Source organism: Streptomyces sp. NPDC048106, assembly GCF_040706415.1.
In the GTDB taxonomy this organism is placed as follows: domain Bacteria; phylum Actinomycetota; class Actinomycetes; order Streptomycetales; family Streptomycetaceae; genus Streptomyces.
This window is the reverse complement of sequence record NZ_JBEZND010000016.1, coordinates 141906-161118: the sequence shown is the minus strand read 5'-3', so window position 1 is coordinate 161118 and position 19213 is coordinate 141906. Positions and strand designations below refer to the sequence as shown.

Below are 19213 nucleotides of genomic sequence, written 5' to 3'. Positions count from 1 at the left end.
GACGTGGTCACCGTCACGGCCGACAACGAGGCGGACCTCCTCGTCCACGACGCCCACGCCGCCACCCCCACCACCGCCTTCGCCCTCTCCCGCCTGGCCGACCCCGACACCCTGCACCACACCCCCATCGGCGTGTTCCGCTCGGTCGAGCGGCCGGTCTACGACGAGCAGATGACCGAGCAACTGGACACCGCGGTCGAGCAAAAGGGCAAGGGCGACCTGGCCGCGCTGCTCGCGGGCGGCGACACCTGGACGGTCGTCGGCTGACGGTTCACCGCTCCACCGCTCCACGAGGCCCGGGACATCCGTCCCGGGCCTCGGCGCATGTCCGGGCCCCGGCCCCTCGGACCACTCCCGGCGCCGCCGTTCCCTCCACCCCCGGCTGTCATGACCGTATGCCGATACGGACATGACAGGTGAGGGCGTGCGGCGTTACCTTCTTCCCCGCGCGCACGCCGGCGCATGGAGAAAGCAGAGGGAGGGCCCGTGCCCGGGACGTCCAAGGGTGAGCACCGCATAGGTCTGCTGAACGGTTTCGCCGCCTACGGCATGTGGGGCCTGGTCCCCCTGTTCTGGCCGCTGATGAAGCCCGCGGGGGCGGCGGAGATCCTGGCCCACCGGATGGTGTGGTCGCTGCTCTTCGTCGCCGCGGCCCTGTTGTTCGTCCGGCGCTGGGCCTGGGCAGGGGAACTCCTGCGTCAGCCGCGCCGGCTGGCGCTGGTCGTCCTGGCCGCCGCGGTGATCACCATCAACTGGGGCGTGTACATCTGGGCCGTGAACGCCGGCCATGTGGTGGAGGCGTCCCTCGGGTACTTCATCAACCCGCTGGTGACCATCGCCATGGGCGTGCTGCTGCTGAAGGAGCGGCTGCGGCCCGTGCAGTGGGCGGCGGTGGCGACCAGTCTCGCCGCGGTCGTCATCCTGACCATCGGCTACGGCCGCCCGCCGTGGATCTCGCTCTGCCTCGCGTTCAGCTTCGCGACCTACGGGCTGGTGAAGAAGCGGGTCGGGCTCGGCGGCGTCGAGTCACTGGCCGCCGAGACCGCGATCCAGTTCCTGCCCGCGCTCGGCTATCTGCTCTGGCTCGGCGCGCACGGGCACTCCACCTTCACGACCGAGGGCGCGGGCCACACGGCGCTGCTCGTCTCCACCGGCGCCGTCACCGCCCTCCCGCTGGTCTGCTTCGGCGCGGCGGCGATCCGGGTCCCGCTGTCCACCCTGGGCCTGTTGCAGTACCTGGCCCCCGTCTTCCAGTTCCTGCTGGGCATCCTCTACTTCCACGAGTCCATGCCCCCCGAGCAGTGGGCCGGCTTCGCCCTGGTCTGGGTGGCGCTGCTCCTGCTCACGGCCAACGCGCTGCACTCGTCGCGCAGGCCCGAGCGGGTCCTGGCGGCGAGGATTCCGGGGGCGCGGGCCGGTACGCCCCGGAACGCACCCAGCGACGCGCCCCGGACGGAGACTCCGGGCGAGGCTCCGGTGGACGCCTGATCGTTTCCCCTCGCGCGCGCCGGGCGGTTACGCGGCTCCGTGCTCGGCCGTGCGGGAGGCCCGGGACGCCCGGTCGGTGAGGCGGAGCATGCGGGCGCGGGCGGATTCCAGGGGACGGGGGTCGTCGGCGGCGGGCCCCGGTTCGGCGGCGAGGTCGACCCAGAGGTCTATCAGGTCGCGGCCCAGCCGCAGCCCCTCCTCCGGGTCCCGTACGGCACGCCAGGCGGTCGAGGCGCTCTGCACGTTGCCGTACGCGGCGTCGGCGTCCCGCGCGGAGCGGCGCAGGCGGGCGAGGTCCAGGGAGAGCCGGCAGGCGCGGACCGGTTCGCCCGCCAGGTAGGCGATGTAGGCGGCCAGCTCACGCAGGTGCAGCACCTCGGCGTGGCCGGCGCCGAGGACGGTGGCCGCCTCGCCGACCGTGCGCTCGACGAGTTCCATCGCGTCCTCGATCCGGCCCGCCCGCACGGCCTCGTTGATCCGCGTCATCGGCTCGGTGAGCAGTTCGGCCCCCTCCACGGTCTCCGTCACCGGCCCGTCTCCGAGCACCTCTTCGGCCACGGCGTCGAAGCCGCGCGGCGGGGTGGGCGTGGCGGTGGTCGCGGCGGCGGACTCGATGGGCCAGTCGGTGGTCTCGGGAGCCTCCGGGGCGGGCGCCACGGTGAGCGGCGCGGGGGCGTCCACGGCAGGCTGGACAGCGGCCGCGACCGGCGCGGGCTCGGGCTCGGTCTCGGTCTCGTCGGGCGTCGGCACGTCCATGACCGGCGCCGGGCCGAACTCCCCCCTCGGTGCCCGGAGGAACTCCGGAGCCTCCGGCGGAGCCACCCGTACCGCCTTGCCCGTGACCCGGCTGGAGCCGTCCGCCGAGACCTCCAGCGGGACGACGCAGCCGGCGCGGTCGTCCTGGACCGTGGCCCGTATGGGGGTGCCGAGGCTGATGGCGAGGCGCTGGAGGTGGTTCAGGACGGCCTGCTGGATCTCCTCGCCCGGCGCCGCCACCACCGCCGCCCCGCCCACGGACGCGCCGCCCGCGCCGTACACCCGGACGGGCACCGCCGCCGGGTGCGCCACGGGCCCCGGCGCCCGCTTCTTCTCGAAGCTCAGTCGAGCCATCGGTCCTTCCTCACTCCCCCCGCGCCGCGCACCGGCCGTACGCGTCCTGCGAACCAGTCTGTCCGCTCCATCCCCGCCTGCGCGTCACCACGACGTCACAGCCTCGTCCCAACGGCCCCTGAGTGGCCGGGAACCGCGACGGGCGTCGCGGATGTGCTGTTCAACGAGGCTACGCGGAGGGAGAGACGGCCCATGAGCACCGCACGGGAGATCGCCGCGGCCGTCCGCGCCAGCACCTCGACGGCCGTCGGCGCGGTCACCGCCGCGCTGGCGCGGATCGAGCGCGTCGACCCGGTGCTGTGCGCCTTCGCGGAGGTGTGGGAGGAGGACGCGCTGCGGGGCGCGCGGGCGGTGGACGAGCGGATCGCGGCGGGGGAACGGCCGCCGCTGGCCGGGGTGCCGATCGGGGTGAAGGGGCGGCACGGGCTGCGCGGGGCGGGGCCGCTGATCGCCGCCGGATGCGTCCCGGTGGGGGCCACCGCCGTACCCGGCCCGGGAACTCCCTGGAAGACATGGGGGCTCGGGCGGTACGGCCGTACGGTCAACCCCTGGCGGTACGACCGTACGCCCGGCGGTTCCTCGGCGGGTTCGGCCGCTGCCGTGGCCGCCGGGCTCGTGCCGCTGGCCACCGGCACCGACGGGGCGGGGTCGGTGCGGATCCCGGCCGCGTGGTGCGGGGTGGTCGGGCTGAAGGCGACCAACGGGCGGTTCCCGTCCGCCGACCGCACGGGGCTCGCGGCGCCCGGTGTCCTGGCCCGGTGCGTCGCGGACGCGGAGGCGTACTGGCGGGTGATGACCGGGCGGACCGAGACGCCGGAAGCGCCCGGCGCCCCCGGGGCCCGCGTGCCCACCGCCCTGTGGTCGCCCGACCTCGGCTTCGCCGACCCCGACCCCGAGCCCGTCGCGCTCGCCCACGCCGCCGCCCGCCGGCTCGCCGCCGTGGGAGCCGTACGACTCCTGCCCGGCCCGCCCCCGCGCCTCGAAGACCCGGCCCCCGCCTGGCTCGCCCTGCGCGCCGACGGCGACGGCGACGGCGACGGCGACGGCAGTAACGGCAACGGCGACCGCGACCGTGCCCTCCGTACGGCCGAACGCGTCCGCGCCGCCAACGACCGCCGCCTCGCCGCCCTCTTCCGCCGCGCCGACCTCCTGCTGACCCCCACCACGCCCTGCCCAGCCCACGGCCACGACGGCCCGGGAAACCGTTACTCCACCGCCCTCACCTGGGCGTTCAACCTCAGCGGGCACCCGGCGCTCAGCCTCCCGGCGGGGCTCGGCAGCGACGGATGCCCGGTGGGGGTGCAGCTCGTGGCGGCGCCCGGACGCGAGGAACTGCTGCTGGCGGTGGCCGGTTCGGCTACGTGGTGATGTCCTTCGTGGTGAACCGCGCCCAGGCCGCCGACCCGAACACCGCCGCGTACAGGGCCTGGAGGCCGAGGCCGCGGCTGAGGTCGTGCCAGTAGACGGGGTCGCGCAGCAAGTCGGCGAAGGACAGCCAGTAGTGGGAGAAGAGGTACGGCCGCACGGCGTGCAACTGGGGGAACTGGTCGAGGATCTGGGCGGTGACGACCAGTCCGACGGTCGCCGCCATCGCCGCGATGCCGCTGCTGGTGAGGGTGGAGACGAAGAGGCCGAGGGACGCCACGCCGACCAGGGACGCGGCCACCACCAGCGCGATCAGCAGGGCCCGCAGGAGGCCGTCGGTGAAGCCGATGGTGGTGCCGGAGATCGTCATCAGGTCGCCGAGCGGGAAGAGCAGCGCGCCGACCAGCAGCGCGGAGGCGGCGATCACCAGCGTGGCCAGCAGGCAGAACGCCACGACCGTCGCGTACTTGACGAGCAGCAGGCGGGTCCGGCCGGCCGGGGCGACCAGGAGGTAGCGCAGGGTGCCCGCGTCGGCCTCGCCCGCGATCGCGTCGCCCGCGACGACCCCGATCGCCATCGGCAGGAAGAACGGGAGCGTCGCGGCCAGCGCGGTGAACACCAGGAACAGGCCGTTGTGGGTGACCTGGCCGAGGAAGGCGGGTCCGGCCGCGCCGGTGGCGTCCCCGCCGCCGCCCCGCGTCCGGACCTTCACCACGGCCCCGGCGAGCACCGGCACCGCCGCCAGCACCCCGAGCAGCACGAGGGTGCGCCGGCGGCGCAGTGTGGTGAGCAGTTCGCTGCGCAGGAGGCCCAGGGTCCAGAGGGGGTGGGGCCGCCGCTCGGCGGTCGCGGCCCCTGTGTCAGCCCGCGACATCGAAACCCTCTCCGGTCAGCGCCATGAACGCGTCCTCCAGGGAAGCCCGCCGGAGGGTGAACCCCCGCACCCGGACGCCCGCCGCGACCAGGGCCGCGTTCACCTCGGCGAGGTCCTGGGCCGGCGGCTCGCCGGTGACCCGGTCGCCGTCGGCGGTGACGTCCGTGGCGCCCCGCTCCTTCAGCACCCGGGCGGCTTCCGCCGGATCCGGGGTGGTCACCACCAGTCGGTCGCGCGCCCCGGCCGCGAGGTCGGCCGTCGCGCCCTGGGCGAGGAGCCGGCCGTGGGCCATCACGGCCGCGTGGGTGCACACCTGCTCGATCTCGTCGAGGAGGTGGGAGGAGAGGAAGACGGTGGTGCCGTCGGCGGCCAGTTCCCTGATCAGGCCGCGGATCTCGCGCATGCCCTGCGGGTCCAGGCCGTTGGTCGGCTCGTCCAGGACCAGCAGCCGACGGGGCCGCAGCAGCGCGGCGGCCAGGCCCAGGCGCTGCTTCATGCCGAGCGAGTACGCCTTCGCCCGCTTGCCCGCGGCGGCCGCGAGGCCCACCCGGTCGAGCGCGCCGGCGACCCGGGCGTGCCGGGTGCGTGGGTCGGCGGTCGGGTCGGCGGCGTCGTAGCGCAGCAGGTTGTCCCGGCCGGAGAGGTGGCCGTACAGGGCGGGGCCCTCGATGAGCGCCCCGACCTGCGGCAGGACGGTGCGGGCGGCCCCCGGCATGGGCAGGCCCAGGACGTGGGCCGTGCCGGAGGTCGGCTCGATCAGTCCCATCAGCATGCGGATGGTGGTGGTCTTGCCCGAGCCGTTCGGGCCGAGGAAGCCGAAGACGCTGCCCGCGGGGACGGTCAGGTCGAGACCGTCCACGGCGAGTTGTCCGCCCCGGTAGCGCTTGGTGAGGCCGCGCGTGGCGATCACGCCGTCCGCCGCCCCGGGCCGGACCGGGTCCATCGGCTTCCCCCCTCGACTCGGTACCGCTTACTTGCCCGCGTTCGCCGCCTTCACCAGCGCGTCCTTGGTGACCGCGCCGGCGTAGACCTTGCCGTCGTCGGTGATCAGGGCGTTGATCAGGCGGGTGGAGAAGACCGTGCCCTTGCCGAACTTGCCGGAGACCTTGTCGCCCAGCGAGCCGAGGACGCCGCCGAGGTCACTGCCCTTGGCACCGGTGGGCAGGCCGCCCTTGGCACCGGTGTCGAAGGTGGCGATGGAGGTCCAGCCCTTGCCGAGGACGGTGCCGCCGGACGCGCCCTTGGTGCCCTCCAGGCCCTTGGCGCCCTCGCCCTCCAGGCCCTTGCCCGAGCCGGGCTTCGCGGCGCCCTCGTCCGGGCCCTTTCCGTCCTTCTGTTCGGTGACCTTCGCGCCCTTCGGCGGGGTGAAGTCGAACGTCGAGGCGGCGGGCCGGGCGAAGGAGACCTCGGTGAAGCCCGCGTCGAGCACGGCGGCGCCGCCGCTCCTCGGGGTCAGCGTGAACTTCAGCGGCATGCCGGTCTTCGCGTCGACGGCGATGCTGATCGCGCCGACCGTGGTGCCGGACTGCCGGGGCTTGATCAGCAGCTTGTAGGCGTCGTGCCCGGCGACCTGGGCGGTGCCGTCGACGGTCACCGACGTGGTGTCGTCCACCGCCTTCAGCGCCTGCTCGGCGAAGTCCCCGGGCGTGGCCGGGGGCTCGGCCCGGCGGTCCTTGCCCGCGGCGGCCTCGGTGCCGTGGGAGACCTGGCCGCTCTTGCTGTCGTAGCCCCAGACGTCCTTGCCGTTGTGGATGACGCTGTACTCGGAGCCCTGCTCCAGGAGCGACAGCTTCTGCCGGTCCGGGCCGTCGGCCGCGACCCGCAGGGTGTGCGTGCCGGAGACCAGCTCGGTCAGCCGGGACCGCGGGTCGGCCGCGGAGCCGGAGCCGGAGCCCTGGGTCAGGCCGGAGGCGAGGCCGCTCTCCAGGCCGCCGAGGTCGGGCAGGCCGAGGTCGGTGCTGATCTTCACGGTGCCGGACAGCTGCTGCACGTCCGACTTGGCGATCTTGTCGATGAGCTGCTGCGCGGTGACCTTGGGCAGGTCGGGGTCGCCGGAGTCGGCGAGCGCCGGGACCAGCCCGATGGTGGCCGCGGCCACCCCCACCACCGCGACCGGGACGGCGTACCGCGCGGCCTTGCGCCGGCCCGAGCGTGTCTCCTCGTCCCGCGCGGCGCCCACTGCGTCGTCGGATTCGTACGGTGCCATGTGTGCCTTACCTCCGTCGTCGGCGGCGGCTGCCCTCACGTTGGTCCACCCGAGCCGCCATTCTCACCCGAATCGGTGAGGATTGGTGATGTCCGTGGTGTCCATACGACCAAATCCGCGGTGAGGAATCGTCAGACCACGGAGCCAACTCGGCGTACGACTGCGGTATGACACGCACGGGGCACCCCTAGGGGTGCGACAGGGGCTCGAACGCATCCCTACGGGCAGGATGCGGCAGGCGTCCGGGTACGGCCATCCGGTGGGCGCCGAACGGGTGCCGGTCACCGCCGGTCAACCTGCCCGGTGGACCACCGCGTCGCACAGCTCCATCAGTGCCACCTTGGCGTCGCACTCCCGCAGCGGCGCGAGCGCGGCGCGCGCCTCCTCCGCGTACCGCACGGTGTCCCGGCGGGCCTGTTCCAGGGCGGGGTGGGCGCGCAGCGTGGCCAGGGCCTCGGCGAGCCGGGCGTCGTCGCTGAGGTCGGAGTCCAGCAGCTCGCACAGGGCGAGGTCCTCGGGCAGGCCGAGCCGGGCGGCCCGCTCGCGCAGTCGCAGGACGGGCAGGGTCGGGATGCCCTCGCGCAGGTCGGTGCCGGGGGTCTTGCCGGACTCGCGGGACTCGGAGGCGATGTCCAGGACGTCGTCGGCGAGCTGGAAGGCCACGCCGAGCCGCTCGCCGTACTGGGTGAGCACGTCCACGACCGTCTCGTCGGCGCCGGACATCATCGCGCCGAACCGGCAGGACACCGCGACCAGCGAGCCCGTCTTGCCGCCGAGCACGTCGAGGTAGTGCTCGACCGGGTCGCGGCCGTCGGAGGGGCCGGCGGTCTCCAGGATCTGGCCGGTGACCAGGCGTTCGAACGCGAGGGCCTGGACCCGGACCGCCTCGGGGCCGAGGTCGGCGAGGATCTGGGAGGCGCGGGCGAAGAGGAAGTCGCCGGTGAGCACCGCGACGGAGTTGCCCCAGCGGGTGTTGGCGCTGTCCACGCCCCGGCGTACGGCGGCCTCGTCCATGACGTCGTCGTGGTACAGCGTGGCCAGGTGGGTCAGCTCCACGACCACGGCCGACGGCACCACACCGGGCGCGTAGGGGTCGCCGAACTGCGCCGCGAGCATCACGAGCAGCGGCCTGAAACGCTTCCCGCCGGCCCGTACGAGGTGCTGGGCGGCCCCCGTGATGAACGGGACCTCGCTCTTCGTGGCCTCTAGCAGGCCTTCCTCGACAGCCGCCAATCCGGCCTGGACATCGGCTTCGAGAGCCTGGTCCCGCACGCTCAGCCCGAACGGCCCGACGACGGTCACGAGGGGTCTCCTGTCTGCTGGTGTCTGCTGGCGATTACGCGGTTTGTCGATAGGTCGCTGCCATCACTCAAGTCAGCGTATCCGGTCCGGTTTCGATCACCGATAGCGCCCACCCGTCCAGCCTGGGCGGTATCGGATCATGGCCGACATACCTCTGATCGGATGATGGCAACAGACATTTATTGACTTAACAGGAAATCTGGAACTTCGTCGCGACCCCAGAGGTGAGCGGAGTACCGACTCCACCCCACCGAGGGACGAATCCCCTATGCCCGATTTAACGTAGTTTGCCATTTCGTGAGTTGGGTCACCCGAACGCCTTCCCGACGAACGCCCGCCAACACCCCTTCCCGCCTTGCGCGGCAAGCGAGTTGAGCGTTGGCAGTCGCAAAGGATCAAGTACCCCATAGGCTGATGATCAAGGTCAAATGCCGCGATGTATCAATCTGGCACTTGTTCCCGACATGTGCTCTCGCATACGTTCCCGACCCATCAGGCGGACGCCTAATCCTGCCGCCGCCTGTAAACCCATCGACGAACTCATTCGTACGGCAGGAGCGGGGGACCCAGGTAAGTCGCCGAACCGCGTGTTCGCACCGGGACGGCTGGGGTATAGCCACGCCTCTCACCAGGCGCGGCCGGGCACCTCCCCGCCCGAACCCGACAGCTCACCTCGCAGGCGTAGGAGAGGAACACCCCATGCCTGCTGCCGTTCAGCCGCGCCGCACCCGTGCCAACCGTCTCGTCCGTCTGATCGCCGTCGCCGGCACCGGCGCCGCCGTGCTCGCCATGCCGCTCGTGGGCGCCGCCACCGCGTCCGCCGCCACCGGCACCACCTCGGCCGCCACCACCCCCGCCGGGTACCCGAACAACCTCGACGGCTGGATCCGCGAGTCCCGCGCGATCATGGCCGAGAAGGGCATCCCGGGCTCCTACAACGGCATCTACCGGAACATCATCCGGGAGTCCTCGGGCAACCCGAACGCCATCAACCTGTGGGACTCCAACGCGGCCAAGGGCATACCGTCCAAGGGTCTGCTCCAGGTGATCGACCCGACCTTCAACGCGTACCACGTGGCCGGAACCTCGTTCAACATCTACGACCCGGTCGCCAACATCACCGCCGCCTGCAACTACGCCGCCCACCGGTACGGCTCGATCGACAACGTCTTCGGCGCCTACTGACCGGCCCCGGGCCGCAACGGCGTGAGCCGTGGAAGCCCGTGGCACCACCGCTGTTCCCGGTCACCCGGCCGGGAACAGCCTTTCGAGGACGACGGCGATGCCGTCGTCCTCGTTCGACGTCGTGACCTCGTCGGCGACCGCCTTCAGCTCGGGGTGGGCGTTCGCCATCGCGATCCCGTGCGCCGCCCAGCGGAACATCGGGATGTCGTTGGGCATGTCGCCGAAGGCCAGGGCCCGTTCCGCGGGGACCCCGAGCCGCTCGGCGGCCAGCGCGAGGCCGGTCGCCTTGGTCACCCCGCACGGCTGGAGCTCCACGGTCCCGGGCCCCGACATGGTGACCGTGGCCAGCGAGCCCACCACCGAGCGCGCCACCGCCGCCAACTCGTCGTCCGAGAGGGCGGCATGGCGCAGCAGCACCTTGCTGATCGGCGCCCGCCACAGCTCGGCGCGCCGGGCCACCCGGACCGCGGGCAGGGTCGGGTGAGGCATCCGGTAGCCGGGCTCGATCAGGGTGAGCCCGTCCGTGCCGTCCTGGTCGACGGCCGCGAACACCTGGCCCACCTCGGCCTCGATCTTGCCGAGCGCGGTCTCGGCCAGCTCCCGGTCCAGCCGGACCGACGACACCAGACGGCCGGTCCCGGCGTCGTAGACCTGCGCGCCCTGTCCGCACACCGCGAGCCCCGTACTGCCGAGGGCGGCCAGCAGGGGGCGCACTCTGGGAGCCGGGCGGCCGGTGACCACCAGGTGCCGGGCCCCGGCCCGCGTCGCCCGCGCGAGCGCGGTCAGCGTGCGCTCGGAGACGGTGTCGTCGCCGCGCAGCAGCGTCCCGTCCAGGTCGGTGGCGATCAGTGCGTACGCGGGGGAGGGTGCCATGATCAGAGAATACGGACCCGCGCCCTCCACCGACTCCCGTGCCATTCCCCGTACTTGCGCGCCGCGTCCCCGTTCCCGGAAGGCCGCCGGGCCGGAACTGCCGCCGCCGAAGCAGCTATTCGGACATTACGAACTCTTGAGGCACTACGGTGGCAACCCCCTGGCCACTGCCCAAGACCGGTATCCCGGCCGTAACGTGTGGCCTGACCACATGGAACGCATCGCCATGCATGGCCTGGATGAGAGCGAGGCAGTACCCCATGCCCCCCTTCGACGTCCCCGAGGGCGACCCCTTCGGTCCGCACAACCTTCCCTATGGCGTGTTCTCGCCCTCCGGCAGCCGGGAGCGCAGGGTCGGCGTCCGGCTCGGGGACCAGGTCCTCGACGCGGGCGCCGCGGCCGCCGCCCTCGGCTCGCCGCACCAGGCGCTGCTCGCCCGCCCCACCCTCAACCCGCTGCTGGCGGCCGGGCGCGCGGCCTGGACCGAGGTGCGCGGCGCGCTCACCTCCTGGGTCACCGACCCCGCCCACCGCGAGACGCTGGAACCCCTGTTCCACCCGCTGTCCGAGGTGACCCTGCACCTGCCCTTCGAGGTCGCCGACTACGTCGACTTCTACGCCTCGGAGAACCACGCCCGCAACGTCGGCAAGATCTTCCGCCCGGACGCCGCGGACTCCCTCACCCCCAACTGGAAGCACCTGCCGATCGGTTACCACGGCCGCTCCGGCACGGTCGTGGTCTCGGGCACGGACGTCGTACGGCCCTCCGGGCAGCGCAAGGGCCCCGCCGACCCGGCGCCCGTGTTCGGCCCCTCGATCCGGCTGGACATCGAGGCCGAGGTCGGCTTCGTGGTCGGCGTGCCCAGCGAGCAGGGGACCCCGGTCGCGCTCGGCGACTACCGCGAGCACGTCTTCGGGCTGTGCCTGCTCAACGACTGGTCCGCGCGGGACATCCAGGCCTGGGAGTACGTCCCCCTCGGCCCGTTCCTCGGCAAGTCCTTCTCGACCTCCGTGTCGGCCTGGATCACCCCGCTCGACGCCCTGGAGCACGCGCGGGTGACCCCGCCCGAGCGCACCCACCCGCTGCTGCCCTACCTGGACGACGCGGCCCCCGGCATCGAGCCCGGCGGCTACGACCTGCGGATCTCCGTGGCCATCAACGGCGAGGTGGTCTCCGAGCCGCCCTTCTCCACCATGTACTGGACCGCCGCCCAGCAGCTCGCCCAGATGACCGTCAACGGCGCCTCCCTGCGCACCGGCGACCTGTACGGCTCCGGCACCGTGAGCGGGCCCGAGGAACGCCAGCGCGGCTCCCTGCTGGAGCTGACCTGGAACGGGCGCGACCCCCTCGAACTCCCCGACGGCAAGCGCGCCTTCCTGGAGGACGGCGACGTGGTCACCATGACGGCCTGGGCACCCGGGGCGGACGGGGGCCGGGTGGGCCTCGGTGAGGTGACCGGGCGGATCGTGCCCTCGGCCTGAGCCGGCGGCGGGCGCCGCGCGGCGGGACGGGAGCGGACGGTTCGGCCCCGACACCTGCCTCGCGGCGCCCCTCTTCGTCATACTGGCGGCAGCACGCACCACCCGCGGCGGCCGCCCGCGCGCCCCGCCCGGCTTCGTACCACCCATACCCGAACCCCTCTCGGATCAGGAACCGGAGCCCCGGCATGACCGTCTGCCTGCTCCTGCTCACCGTCGTCGCCCTGACGGCGGCCGGGCCGGCCCCGCGCGCGCTGACCCGGGCCGACTGGCCCGACCGGGAACCCGTGGTCGCGCTGTGGGTGTGGCAGTGCCTGGTCGCCACCGTCCTGCTGTGCTGTCTGGCCGCGCTGACGCTGGGCGCCGCGGCGGTCTTCCACACCGTGCGCGACCATGTGTTCGCCCCGGCGCCGCCCGCCGTCACCGCCGCCTACGACCTCTCCGCGGCGCCGGTGTGGGCCGCCGTCCTCACCGTCCTGCTGGCCTGCGGCGCCGCCTGGACCACCGCGATGCTCGGCCGGGAACTGGTCGAGGCCCGCCGCAGCCGCGGCCAGGCGCGGGCCCAGCTACGCGAACGCGCCCCCGACCTGCCCGCCGGACTGCCGGTGGCGCGGGGCCCGATGCTGGTCCTGGAGGACGAGTACCCGGACGCCTGGTGGATGCCGGGGCATCCCCCGCAGCTGGTGGTCACCACCGGCGCGCTGCACCGCCTCACCGGACACCAGCTCGACGCGGTCCTCACCCATGAGCGCGGCCACGCGCGCGCCCACCACGACTGGCTGCTGCACCTGTCCACGGCGCTCGCCTCGGGCTTTCCCCGGGTGCCGCTCTTCGCCCACTTCCGCGACCAGACGCACCGCCTGGTGGAACTGGCCGCCGACGACACCGCCTCCCGGCGCTGCGGCCACCTGACCACCGCCCTCGCGCTGATCGAGCTGAACCAGCACCGGGGCGTCCTGTCCTGCGCCTCCAGCCGCCGCCTGCTCGGCGAGCGGGTCGACCGCCTGCTGGCACCGCCCCCGCGGCTGCTGCGCCGTCATCGCGCCCTGACGACGACGGTCGCCGCGCTGGTGCCGCTCCTCCCACTGCTGATCACCTTCGCGCCGGGGCTGAAGGCGCTGTCCTGAGCCGCGGCACGGGCGCCCTGAGCCCGGCTATATCCAGTCGTCCGGCTCCGGCTCGTCCCCCGGGCCCGGCCAGTCGTCCTCCGGTGACTCCCCCGGAGCAGGCGGCTCGGCGGCGAGCGGCTCCGCGGCGGGCGTGCCGGATCCGTCCAGGGAAGCCAGCACGGCGAGCACCTCCTCGCCGTACGTCGCCAGCTTCTTCTCGCCGACCCCGCTGACCGTGGCCAGGTCCCGCACCGAACCCGGCATGCGGGAGACGATCGCGCGCAGGGTGGCGTCGTTGAAGATGATGTACGGCGGCACGCCCTGCTCCCGGGCCTGGCCGGTACGCCAGACGCGCAGCGCCTCGAAGGCGGGCTGAAGCTCCTCGGGCAGCTCGGCCACGGCGGCCTTGGCCTTGCCGCCGCCCCGGCCGGAACCGCCGGACCCCGACCCCGACCCCGACCGGGAGAGGGCCGGCTTCTTCGGCTCCTTGCGCAGCGGCACCTCCCGCTCCCCTCGCAGCACCGAGCCGCTCTCCTGGGTGAGCACCAGCGTGCCGTACTCCCCCTCGACCGCGAGGAGTCCCTGGGCCAGCAGCTGCCGGATGGCGCCGCGCCACTCGCCCTCGACGAGGTCCTGGCCGATGCCGAAGACGGACAACTGGTCGTGGTCGAACTGGATCACCTTGGCGGTGCGCTTGCCGAGCAGGATGTCCACGATCTGGAGCGCGCCGAACTTCTGCCCGCGCTCCCGTTGCAGCCGCACCACTGTGGACAGCACCTTCTGGGCGGCGACGGTGCCGTCCCAGGTCTCCGGCGGGGTCAGGCAGGTGTCGCAGTTGCCGCAGCCCGCCGGGGCGGGTTCCTGGCCGAAGTAGGCGAGCAGCTGACCGCGCCGGCACCCGGCGGTCTCGCACAGCGCGAGCATCGCGTCCAGATGGGCGGCGGCCCGGCGGCGGAACGCCTCGTCGCCGTCGCCGGACTGGATCAGCTTGCGCTGCTGCACCACGTCGTTCAGCCCGTACGCCATCCAGGCCGTGGACGGCAGGCCGTCGCGGCCCGCGCGGCCGGTCTCCTGGTAGTAGCCCTCGATGGACTTGGGCAGGTCCAGGTGGGCCACGAAGCGCACGTCGGGCTTGTCGATGCCCATGCCGAAGGCGATGGTCGCCACCACGACCAGGCCGTCCTCGCGCAGGAACCGGGACTGGTGCGCCGCACGCGTGCCCGCGTCCAGGCCCGCGTGGTACGGCACCGCCTCGATGCCGTTGGCGCTGAGGAACTCCGCGGTCCGCTCCACCGAGTTACGCGAGAGGCAGTACACGATGCCCGCGTCGCCCTGGTGCTCCTCCCGCAGGAAGGCGAGCAACTGCTTGCGCGGGTCGGCCTTGGGCACGATCCGGTACTGGATGTTGGGCCGGTCGAAGCTGGCGACGAAGTGGCGGGCCGCCGGCAGGTTCAGCCGCTGGGTGATCTCCTGGTGGGTGGCCCGGGTCGCGGTGGCCGTCAGGGCGATGCGCGGGACGTCCGGCCAGCGCTCGCCGAGCAGGCTCAGCGCGAGGTAGTCGGGGCGGAAGTCATGGCCCCACTGGGCGACGCAGTGCGCCTCGTCGATCGCGAAGACGGAGATCTTGCCGCGCGAGAGCAGGTCCAGGGTGCTGTCCAGGCGCAGCCGCTCCGGCGCCAGGTAGAGCAGGTCCAGCTCGCCGGCCAGGAACTCGGCCTCGACGGTCCGCCGCTCGTCGAAGTCCTGCGTGGAGTTGACGAACCCGGCCCGCACACCGAGGGCGCGCAGGGCGTCCACCTGGTCCTGCATGAGCGCGATCAGCGGCGAGACCACCACGCCTGTGCCGGGTCTGACCAGGGCCGGGATCTGGTAGCACAGCGACTTGCCGCCGCCGGTGGGCATGAGGACCAGGGCGTCGCCGCCCGCCACCACATGCTCGATGATCGCTTCCTGCTCGCCCCGGAAGGCGCCGTACCCGAAGACCCGGTGCAGCGTGGCCAGCGCCTCGCTCGCGTCCGCGCCCGGCCCCTCGGTCACCACTGGCATCTCGCTGATCCCGCCCGTCGCATCCATCGTCCTGTCCCCCGCCGGTCCCCCGTGTGCCGTGGCATGCCGCCTGCCGACCACTGCCTCAACGATAGGGGTCCGCACCGACAGCCCCCGAGTTATCCACAGGCCGGGAACACCAGTGCGAATCCAGCCCACGCCCGCGCCCCGCGCCCTCCCCTCCCCCTTCCGTCCCCTCCCGTCCCCTCCCGTCCCCGCTCCCCTCCCCCTCCCGTCACCCGATCGGCCGCCCCCGATGGCCCATGGCAGGCCCCCGGCACATCCTTCTCGATGCGACCCCGTCTCCCCCAAGGAGCTCCGCCCCATGCGCGCTCACCCGACCAAGGCCGCCCTCGCCCTCGCGTCCACCGCCGCCCTCGCCCTCGCGACCGCCCCCGCGCGGGCCGACCCGGGCCCCGTCGACGCCTCCGTCTGGAAGCAGCTCGCGCCGACGCTGTCGGCCACCGCGAAGTACCAGTACGTCCCCCTCGCCGTGGCCGCCGGGTACCAGCCCAACCCCTGCACCATGGACATGAACGACGGCAAGGGCGCCATGGGCTACCACTACATCAACCCCCGGCTCTACGGCTCCCTCGACCCGGTCAGGCCCGCCGCCCTGCTCTACGAGGACGACGGCAAGGGCAGCCGCAGGCTCACCGGGGTGGAGTGGATCGTGAAGGCCGACAAGAACACCGCGCGGCCCACGCTGTTCGGGCGGAAGTTCGAGGGCCCGGTCACCGCTCACCACAACTCGACCATCCCGACCCACTACTCGCTGCACGCCTGGCTCTACAAGAAGAACCCCAGCGGCCTGTTCTACGAGTGGAACCCCGACGTGAAGTGCCCCTATCCCGGCGCGCCGGGCTGACCGTACGACAAACGCGAACGACCACGCGAAGGCCCCGGTTCCACGGCGGAACCGGGGCCTTCGCGACGGAACACTCAGCGCACGAACCCTCAGCGCACGAACACTCCCGCCTGACTCGCCAGGTCCAGGAAGTACTGCGGCGCCACGCCCAGCACCAGCGTCACCGCCACGCCGAGCCCGATCGCCAGCATCGTCAGCGGGGACGGCACGGCCACCGTCGGCCCCTCGGGCTTGGGCTCGCTGAAGAACATCAGCACGATCACGCGGATGTAGAAGAACGCCGCGATCGCCGAGGAGATCACACCGATGACCACCAGCGGCACCGCGCCGCCGGCCGCCGCCGCCCTGAACACGGCGAACTTCCCCGCGAAGCCGGAGGTCAGCGGGATGCCCGCGAAGGCCAGCAGGAACACCGCGAAGACCGCCGCCACCAGCGGGGAGCGCCGGCCGAGCCCCGCCCACTTGGACAGGTGGGTCGCCTCGCCGCCCGCGTCCCGCACCAGCGTGACCACCGCGAAGGCGCCGATCGTCACGAACGAGTAGCCGGCCAGGTAGAACAGGACCGACGACACGCCGTCCTTCGAGGTGGCGATGACACCCGCGAGGATGAATCCGGCGTGCGCGATGGACGAGTACGCCAGCAGCCGCTTGATGTCGGTCTGGGTGATCGCCACGATCGCGCCGCCCAGCATGGTGACGATCGCCACCGCCCACATCACCGGCCGCCAGTCCCAGCGCATGCCCGGCAGCACCACGTACAGCAGGCGCAGCAGCGCGCCGAACGCGGCCACCTTGGTCGCCGCCGCCATGAAGCCGGTCACCGGGGTGGGCGCGCCCTGGTAGACGTCGGGCGTCCACATGTGGAACGGCACCGCGCCCACCTTGAACAGCAGGCCCATCACCAGCAGGGCGCCGCCGAGGAGCAGCAGCGCGTCGTTGCCCATGGTGTTGGCCAGAGCCGGGTTCACATTGGTGACCGAGCCGTCCACCACCTGGGCGATGCGCGCGTACGACACCGAGCCCGCGTAGCCGTACAGCAGCGCGATGCCGAACAGGGTGAACGCGGAGGCGAAGGCGCCGAGCAGGAAGTACTTGACCGCGGCCTCCTGCGACATGAGCCGCTTGCGGCGGGCCAGCGCGCACAGCAGGTACAGCGGCAGGGAGAAGACCTCCAGGGCGACGAACAGCGTCAGCAGGTCGTTCGCCGAGGTGAACACCAGCATGCCGGAGACCGCGAAGAGCAGCAGCGGGAAGACCTCGGTGGTGGTGAACCCGGCCTTGACCGCGGCCTTCTCGGTGTCGCTGCCCGGCACGGCGGCGGCCTGCGCGGCGAAGGAGTCCACGCGGTGGTCGCCCGCCGCCGGGTCGAGCCGCCGCTCGGCGAAGGTGAACAGGCCCACCAGTCCCGCGAGCAGGATGGTGCCCTGGAGGAACAGGGCGGGGCCGTCGACCGCGATGGCGCCCATGGCGGCGATGTGCGCCTTGGTGGTGCCGTACCCGTCGGCGGCGAGCCCGACGACCGCGGCGAACGCGGCGCACAGGGCGACGACCGAGACGAACACCTGTGCGTAGTAGCGGGACCTGCGCGGGACGAAGGCCTCGATCAACACCCCGACCAGCGCGGCACCGATGATGATCAGCGTGGGCGACAATTGCCCGTATTCGATCTTCGGCGCGCCGATCTGGGGGATGCGGTCGGCCGCGGTTGTCCACAGGCTGTGGACGGCTGGGGTGCTCACTTGGCCGCCTCCACCTCGGGCTTGGGGTCCTTCTTCTGGACATCGGACATGGTGTGCCGGACCGCCGGGTTGACGATGTCCGTCACGGGCTTCGGATAGACGCCCAGGAAGATCAGCAGCACGATCAGCGGCGCGACGACCAGGACCTCACGCACCCGCAGGTCGGGCATCGCCGAGACCTCGGGCTTCACCGGGCCCGTCATGGTGCGCTGGTAGAGCACCAGCGTGTAGAGCGCGGCGAGCACGATGCCGAGGGTGGCGATGATCCCGATCACCGGGTAGCGCGTGAACGTGCCCACCAGGACGAGGAACTCGCTCACGAACGGCGCGAGGCCGGGCAGCGACAGGGTGGCCAGACCGCCGATCAGGAAGGTGCCGGCGAGCACCGGGGCGACCTTCTGCACCCCTCCGTAGTCGGCGATGAGCCGCGAGCCGCGCCGGGAGATCAGGAACCCGGCGACCAGCATCAGCGCGGCCGTGGAGATGCCGTGGTTGACCATGTAGAGCGTGGCGCCGGACTGGCCCTGGCTGGTCATCGCGAAGATGCCCAGGATGATGAAGCCGAAGTGGGAGATCGACGCGTACGCCACCAGGCGCTTGATGTCCCGCTGTCCGACGGCGAGCAGCGCGCCGTAGACGATGCTGATCAGCGCCAGGACGAGGATCACCGGCGTCGCCCACCGGCTGGCCTCCGGGAACAGCCCGAGGCAGAAGCGGAGCATCGCGAAGGTGCCCACCTTGTCGACCACCGCCGTGATGAGGACGGCGACCGGGGCGGTGGACTCCTGCATGGCGTTGGGCAGCCAGGTGTGCAGCGGCCACAGCGGCGCCTTCACCGCGAAGGCGAAGAAGAAGCCGAGGAACAGCCAGCGTTCGGTGCTGGTCGCCATGTGCAGCGAGCCGTTGGCCCGCGCCTCGGCGATCTGCTGGAGGGAGAAGTTCCCGGCGACCACGTAGAGGCCGATCACCGCGGCCAGCATGATCAGACCGCCGACCAGGTTGTAGAGGAGGAACTTCACCGCCGCGTACGAGCGCTGGGTGGCGGCCGCCTCCTCGCCCTGGGCGTGGGCGCGGTCCCCGAAGCCGCCGATGAGGAAGTACATCGGGATCAGCATGGCTTCGAAGAAGATGTAGAAGAGGAAGACGTCGGTGGCCTCGAAAGAGATGAGCACCATCGCCTCGACCGCCAGGATCAGCGCGAAGAAGCCCTGAGTGGGGCGCCAGCGGCGGCTGCCGGTCTCCAGCGGGTCGGCGTCGTGCCAGCCCGCCAGGATGATGAACGGCATCAGTACGGCGGTCAGCGCGATCAGCGCCACCCCGATGCCGTCGACGCCCAGCTCGTAACGCACCCCGAAGTCGCGGATCCAGGAGTGGGATTCGGTGAGCTGGTAGCGGGCGCCGCCCGGGTCGAAGCGGACCAGGACGGTGACCGCCAGCGCGAGCGTGCCGAGCGAGACGAGCAGGGCCAGCCACTTGGCGGCGGTGCGCCCCGCGGCCGGTACGGCGGCCGTGGCGACGGCTCCCACGGCGGGGAGCACCGCCGTCGCTGTCAACAGGGGAAAGGACATCG

The 19213-nt window shown here is 72.7% G+C and carries 15 protein-coding genes, 1 pseudogene and 1 riboswitch; of the genes and pseudogenes, 7 read left to right on the top strand and 9 right to left on the bottom strand.

Annotated elements, in window-relative coordinates:
• Both AB0927_RS18880 and rarD read left to right on the top strand, forming a co-directional pair.
• Positions 1 to 267 (top strand): annotated as a pseudogene (locus AB0927_RS18880) (2-oxoacid:ferredoxin oxidoreductase subunit beta); the annotation flags it as partial.
• Between the two features lie 219 nt (positions 268 to 486).
• Entirely contained in the window at positions 487 to 1488 is a 1002-nt protein-coding gene (gene rarD / locus AB0927_RS18875) for an EamA family transporter RarD (RefSeq protein WP_366668738.1), read from the top strand.
• Positions 1489 to 1515: 27 nt separating this feature from the next.
• Here rarD and AB0927_RS18870 read toward each other — a convergent pair whose 3' ends face one another.
• Positions 1516 to 2598 carry a hypothetical protein gene (locus tag AB0927_RS18870; RefSeq protein WP_366668737.1) on the bottom strand — a complete coding sequence of 361 codons (1083 nt, stop codon included), beginning with the start codon at positions 2596 to 2598 and terminating at the stop codon, positions 1516 to 1518.
• Positions 2599 to 2790: 192 nt separating this feature from the next.
• Here AB0927_RS18870 and AB0927_RS18865 point away from each other — a divergent pair, with 192 nt between their 5' ends.
• Positions 2791 to 3966 carry an amidase gene (locus tag AB0927_RS18865; protein ID WP_366668736.1) on the top strand — a complete coding sequence of 392 codons (1176 nt, stop codon included), beginning with the start codon at positions 2791 to 2793 and terminating at the stop codon, positions 3964 to 3966.
• Here AB0927_RS18865 and AB0927_RS18860 read toward each other — a convergent pair.
• The 4 genes from AB0927_RS18860 to AB0927_RS18845 form a co-directional block, all read right to left on the bottom strand.
• Positions 3956 to 4837 carry an ABC transporter permease gene (locus AB0927_RS18860; protein ID WP_366668735.1) on the bottom strand — a complete coding sequence of 294 codons (882 nt, stop codon included), beginning with the start codon at positions 4835 to 4837 and terminating at the stop codon, positions 3956 to 3958. The genes AB0927_RS18865 and AB0927_RS18860 overlap by 11 nt on opposite strands.
• Positions 4824 to 5780 carry an ABC transporter ATP-binding protein gene (locus AB0927_RS18855; protein WP_366668734.1) on the bottom strand — a complete coding sequence of 319 codons (957 nt, stop codon included), beginning with the start codon at positions 5778 to 5780 and terminating at the stop codon, positions 4824 to 4826. Before AB0927_RS18855 ends, AB0927_RS18860 begins: the two co-directional genes overlap by 14 nt.
• A 27-nt stretch (positions 5781 to 5807) precedes the next feature.
• Complete coding sequence (locus AB0927_RS18850; protein WP_366668733.1) at positions 5808 to 7043, bottom strand: DUF2092 domain-containing protein; 1236 nt, start codon at positions 7041 to 7043, stop codon at positions 5808 to 5810.
• Between the two features lie 291 nt (positions 7044 to 7334).
• Positions 7335 to 8345, bottom strand: a complete 1011-nt coding sequence (locus AB0927_RS18845) for a polyprenyl synthetase family protein (RefSeq protein WP_366668732.1) — start codon at positions 8343 to 8345, stop codon at positions 7335 to 7337.
• 522 nt (positions 8346 to 8867) lie between these two features.
• A riboswitch (cyclic di-AMP (ydaO/yuaA leader) is annotated at positions 8868 to 9040 on the top strand.
• Positions 9041 to 9044: 4 nt separating this feature from the next.
• On the opposite strand from AB0927_RS18845, the gene AB0927_RS18840 reads away from it, so the two are divergent.
• Positions 9045 to 9530 (top strand): transglycosylase SLT domain-containing protein, encoded by a 486-nt coding sequence (locus AB0927_RS18840; protein ID WP_366668731.1) that lies wholly within the window; start codon positions 9045 to 9047, stop codon positions 9528 to 9530.
• 60 nt (positions 9531 to 9590) lie between these two features.
• Here the strand turns inward: AB0927_RS18840 and AB0927_RS18835 are convergent, their stop codons facing one another.
• Positions 9591 to 10403, bottom strand: a complete 813-nt coding sequence (locus AB0927_RS18835) for an HAD family hydrolase (protein WP_366668730.1) — start codon at positions 10401 to 10403, stop codon at positions 9591 to 9593.
• A gap of 260 nt (positions 10404 to 10663) precedes the next feature.
• Between AB0927_RS18835 and fahA the strand changes: the two genes are divergently transcribed.
• Positions 10664 to 11884: a fumarylacetoacetase gene (gene fahA / locus AB0927_RS18830; protein ID WP_366668729.1), complete on the top strand. Its 1221-nt coding sequence runs from the start codon at positions 10664 to 10666 to the stop codon at positions 11882 to 11884.
• 185 nt (positions 11885 to 12069) lie between these two features.
• A complete protein-coding gene (locus AB0927_RS18825; protein WP_366668728.1) occupies positions 12070 to 13008 on the top strand; it encodes a M56 family metallopeptidase in 939 nt (312 codons plus the stop codon).
• Between the two features lie 27 nt (positions 13009 to 13035).
• Here AB0927_RS18825 and recQ read toward each other — a convergent pair whose 3' ends face one another.
• Positions 13036 to 15036 carry a DNA helicase RecQ gene (gene recQ, locus AB0927_RS18820; protein WP_366668727.1) on the bottom strand — a complete coding sequence of 667 codons (2001 nt, stop codon included), beginning with the start codon at positions 15034 to 15036 and terminating at the stop codon, positions 13036 to 13038.
• 325 nt (positions 15037 to 15361) lie between these two features.
• Between recQ and AB0927_RS18815 the strand changes: the two genes are divergently transcribed.
• Complete coding sequence (locus AB0927_RS18815) at positions 15362 to 15904, top strand: hypothetical protein (RefSeq protein ID WP_366668726.1); 543 nt, start codon at positions 15362 to 15364, stop codon at positions 15902 to 15904.
• A gap of 89 nt (positions 15905 to 15993) precedes the next feature.
• Here the strand turns inward: AB0927_RS18815 and nuoN are convergent, their stop codons facing one another.
• Positions 15994 to 17643, bottom strand: coding sequence for an NADH-quinone oxidoreductase subunit NuoN (nuoN, locus tag AB0927_RS18810; protein ID WP_366668725.1), 1650 nt, complete (start codon positions 17641 to 17643; stop codon positions 15994 to 15996).
• Entirely contained in the window at positions 17640 to 19211 is a 1572-nt protein-coding gene (locus AB0927_RS18805) for an NADH-quinone oxidoreductase subunit M (protein ID WP_366668724.1), read from the bottom strand. The genes nuoN and AB0927_RS18805 overlap by 4 nt, the downstream gene beginning before the upstream one ends.
• Positions 19212 to 19213: the final 2 nt, after the last annotated feature.